The organism is Pseudomonas emilianonis (assembly GCF_023072625.1).
GTDB classification, from domain to species: domain Bacteria; phylum Pseudomonadota; class Gammaproteobacteria; order Pseudomonadales; family Pseudomonadaceae; genus Aquipseudomonas; species Aquipseudomonas paraveronii.
The window spans coordinates 1-4,279 of record NZ_JAKNRV010000404.1 but is presented as its reverse complement, the minus strand read 5'-3'; the positions used below and the strand labels follow the sequence as shown (position 1 = coordinate 4,279).

4 protein-coding genes are annotated in these 4,279 nt (G+C 61.4%); 3 read left to right on the top strand and 1 reads right to left on the bottom strand.

Annotation, left to right across the window (positions count from 1 at the left end):
* A partial coding sequence (locus tag L9Z73_RS26265; protein WP_247407422.1) for a phospholipase D-like domain-containing protein occupies positions 1–416 on the top strand: 416 nt, incomplete at its 5' end.
* Between the two features lie 115 nt (positions 417–531).
* On the opposite strand, the gene bglX is transcribed toward L9Z73_RS26265, so the two are convergent.
* Entirely contained in the window at positions 532–2,823 is a 2,292-nt protein-coding gene (bglX, locus tag L9Z73_RS26260; RefSeq protein ID WP_247407419.1) for a beta-glucosidase BglX, read from the bottom strand.
* Between the two features lie 241 nt (positions 2,824–3,064).
* On the opposite strand from bglX, the gene L9Z73_RS26255 reads away from it, so the two are divergent.
* Together L9Z73_RS26255 and L9Z73_RS26250 are read left to right on the top strand one after the other, a co-directional pair.
* Positions 3,065–3,676, top strand: a complete 612-nt coding sequence (locus L9Z73_RS26255) for a LemA family protein (RefSeq protein WP_247407416.1) — start codon at positions 3,065–3,067, stop codon at positions 3,674–3,676.
* 18 nt (positions 3,677–3,694) lie between these two features.
* On the top strand, positions 3,695–4,279 hold a 585-nt coding region (locus tag L9Z73_RS26250; RefSeq protein ID WP_247407413.1), incomplete at its 3' end, for a TPM domain-containing protein.

The following is a 4,279-nucleotide window of genomic DNA, read 5'->3' as shown; positions in this document are numbered from 1 at the left end:
ACTCCGCTATCGGGGTGGATGTGCGCTTGCTGCTGACCGGCCCGCGCACCGATCACCCGTCGGTGCGCTATGCCGGGCACCGTTATTACCCGCGCTTGCTGCGCTCGGGCGTGCAGATATTTGAGTACCAGCCGTGCTTTTTGCACCTGAAAATGGTGCTGGTGGACGATTGGGTCAGTATCGGTTCATGCAATTTCGACCACTGGAACCTGCGCTTCAACCTCGAAGCCAACCTCGAAGCGCTGGACCCGGCGTTGACGCAGGCTGTGGCGGGCAGTTTCGAGCGGGATTTTGCCCAGAGCCAGGCGGTGAGCCTGGAGGCATGGAAGTCGCGGCCGTTGTGGCGGCGGGTGAAGCAGCGGGTGTGGGGGTGGATTGATCGGTTGGTGGTCAATCTGCTGGATCGACGTGGTTAGACATGTGGGAGGGGGCTTGCCCCCGATAGCGGAGTGTCAGTCAATTGATTCATTGGCTGACCCACTGCTATCGGGGGCAAGCCCCCTCCCACATTTTTAGACCTTGTCTCAGGTGTCAGAGCAGTTCGAAGGTCTGCTGCTGCACATCCTGGGAGTCCAAACCGATCTGCACATTGAACTCACCCGGTTCCGCCGCGAACTTGAGCTGGGTGTTGTAGAACTTCAAGTCCTCTTCGGTAATGGTGAAGTGCAACGTGCGCTCTTCGCCGGCCTTGAGCATGACTTTCTGGAAGTTCTTCAGCTCCTTGATCGGGCGGATCATCGAGCCGGCCACGTCCTGGATATACAACTGCACCACGGTTTCGCCGTCGACCTTGCCGGTGTTTTTCACGGTGACGCTGGCGTCGAGCTTGCCGGTCTTGTTCAGGGTGGTGGACGACAGCGCCATGTCCGACAGGCTGAAGGTGGTGTAGCTCAGGCCATAGCCGAACGGGAACAGCGGCCCGGTGATGTCATCGAAGTACTGCGACGTGTAGTTGCCCGGCTTGCCTGGGGTAAACGGCCGGCCGATGGTCAGGTGGTTGTAGTAGGTCGGAATCTGCCCCACCGAACGTGGGAAAGTAATCGGCAGCTTGCCCGACGGGTTGTAGTCACCAAACAGCACGTCGGCGATGGCGTTGCCGCCTTCGGTACCGGCGAACCAGGTTTCCAGGATTGCGTCGGCTTGCTGGTTTTCCTCGAGAATCGACAGCGGCCGGCCGTTCATCAGCACCAGCACCAGCGGCTTGCCGGTGGCTTTCAGCGCCTTGATCAGGTCACGCTGGCTTTGCGGCAGGTTCAGGTCGGTGCGGCTGGAGGACTCATGGGACATGCCACGGGACTCGCCCACCGCAGCGACCACCACGTCGGCATCCTTGGCGGCCTTGACCGCTTCGTCGATCATCACCTGGGCTGGGCGGGTGTCATCCACCACTTCCGGGGCATCGAAGTTGAGGAAGTTAAGGTAGTCGACCACGGCCTGGTCATTGGTGATGTTGGCGCCACGCGCATAAATCACTTTGCCTTTTTCGCCGATCACCGCGTTGAGGCCATCGAGCAGGGTCACCGATTGTGCCGGCTTACCGGCGGCGGCCCAGCTACCCATCATGTCGATGGGGGCCTTGGCCAGTGGGCCCACGAGCGCGATGGTCGCGGATTTTTTCAGCGGCAGGGTGTCGTTCTGGTTCTTCAGCAAGACCATGCTGCGGCGTGCCACGTCACGCGCGTCGGCGCGATGCAGACGGCTTTCGGCGTAGGTGTCGGCCGGGTCATCCTCGGCCTTGCCGATACGCAGGTACGGGTCTTTGAACAGGCCCATGTCGTACTTGGCGCCGAGCACTTCGCGCACGGCGTTGTCGATGTCGCTCTGCTCGATCTCGCCGGACTTGAGCAGCCCTGGCAATTCCTTGCCGTACAGCGAGTCGTTCATGCTCATGTCGATGCCGGCCTTGATCGCCAGCTTGGCGGCTTCACGCCCGTCCTTGGCCACGCCGTGCTTGATCAGCTCGAAGATCGCACCGTGGTCGCTGACGGCCAGGCCCTTGAAGCCCCAGTCCTTGCGCAGCAGGTCGTTCATCAGCCAGGTGTTGGCGGTGGCGGGCACGCCGTTGATCGAGTTGAGCGCGACCATCACACCGCCGGAACCGGCCTTGATCGCCGCGTGGTACGGCGGCAGGTAGTCCTGGTACATCTTGACCGGGCTCATGTCGACCACGTTGTAGTCGCGACCGCCTTCCACCGCGCCGTACAGGGCGAAGTGCTTGACGCTGGCCATGATGCTGTCGGCATTCGCCGCGCTGGTGCCCTGGAAGGCCTTGACCATCACTTCGGCGATGCGCGACACCAGGTACGTGTCTTCGCCGAAGCCTTCGGAGGTCCGGCCCCAACGCGGGTCGCGGGAGATGTCGACCATCGGCGCAAAGGTGATGTCGAGGCTGTCGGCAGCGGCTTCCTGGGCGGCAATGCGCCCGGAGCGGCCGATGGCGTCCATGTCCCAACTGGAAGCCAGGGCCAGGCTGATCGGGAAAATCGTGCGGTGGCCGTGGATCACGTCATAGGCGAAGAACATCGGGATCTTCAACCGGCTGCGCATGGCCGCGTCCTGCATCGGACGGTTTTCCGGGCGGGTGATGGAGTTGAAGGTGCCACCGATGCGGCCGGCGGCGATTTCCTTGCGGATCAGCTCGCGGGGCATTTCCGGGCCGATGCTGATCAGACGCAATTGGCCGATCTTTTCATCGAGGGTCATCTGCTTGAGCAGATCGCTGACGAAGGCGTCCTTGCCTTTAAGCGCAGCAGGCTTTGTTTCTGCCCAGGCGGGGTGGGTGGCCAGAGTGGCAACAAGGCCGAGCAAACACAGCTTTTTCATGAATATCCTTTTTCGGCGCACTGCGCAGCGGTTAGGCTGATCGGCCAAAATGTGGGGAGCGTCTATTGTTGTTCGGGTGTCGTTCAGATAAATGCAGCACACTCTGAACTCTTTATCGCGCTGGGCATCTTTTTAGCTGATTGGCTCGATGCATTCCAGTAGTGGGGGCGGATTATGCCCCATGCGCGCGGTTTATAGGGCGAGTCGTCACATTCCATCAAAGTTGGGCAGGAGAAACACCATGCAAGCAGCACAAGGTTACCGCTGGGGCTTGAAAGCCGCGGCTTTGTTATTGATCAGCACGGTGCTGAGCGGTTGCGGCATCAACACCATTCCGACCCTGGATGAACAGGCCAAGGCGGCCTGGGGCCAGGTGCAGAACCAGTATCAACGGCGTGCCGACCTGATCCCCAACCTGGTGGAAGTGGTCAAGGGCTACGCGACCCATGAACAAGACACCCTCACCGCCGTGATTGAAGCGCGGGCCAAGGCGACATCGATCCAGGTCGACGCCAGCACCCTCGACAACCCGGAAAAACTCAAGCAGTTCCAGCAAGCCCAAGACGGTTTGAGTGGTGCTCTCAGCCGCTTGATGGTGGTGTCCGAGCGCTACCCGGACCTGAAGGCCAACCAGAACTTCCTGGCCCTGCAATCTCAGCTGGAAGGCACGGAAAACCGCATCGCCGTGGCCCGTCGCGACTTTATCCAGGCCGTGCAGGCTTACAACACCGAGCTCCGCACGTTCCCAGGGCGTCTGTGGCACAGCGTGATGTACAGCGATTTGCCGATCCGCGCTACGTTTGAAGCCACCAGTGCCGATGCCGATAAAGCGCCGCAAGTGAAGTTCAAATAAAGCTGCACTGAGGTGTCGATGCGTTTATTACGGATAGGCTTGGCGCTGTGGCTGTTGGCCTGCGCGGGCGTGGCCCAGGCGGCGTTGACCTTCCCGGCGTTGACCGGGCGGGTGGTGGACACCGCGCAGATGATCGACCCGGCGGTGCGCGCGCAGTTGACCCAGCAATTGCAGGCGCTGGAGCAAAGCCGTGGCGCCCAGATCGTGGTGGTCACCGTGCCTGACCTGCAGGGCGTGCCGATTGAAGACTACGGTTATCAATTGGGGCGCCAGTGGGGCATCGGCCAGAAAGGCAAGGACAACGGCGCGCTGCTGATCGTTGCCCGCGATGAGCGCAAATTGCGCATCGAAGTCGGCTATGGCCTGGAAGGCACGCTGACCGATGCGCAGTCGTGGGTGATCATCAATCAGGTGATTGCGCCCAAGTTCAAGGCCGGCAACTTCAGCCAGGGCATCAGCGACGGCGTCGCCGCGATGATCCAGGTGGTGGGCGGCGAGCCGCTGGCGGTGCCGGCCCACGTGGCGGATGCCAACTTCGCCAAGGATAATCCGGGGTTTTCCATCGGCTTGTTCATCCTGCTGATCGGCGTGTTGTGGCTGTGC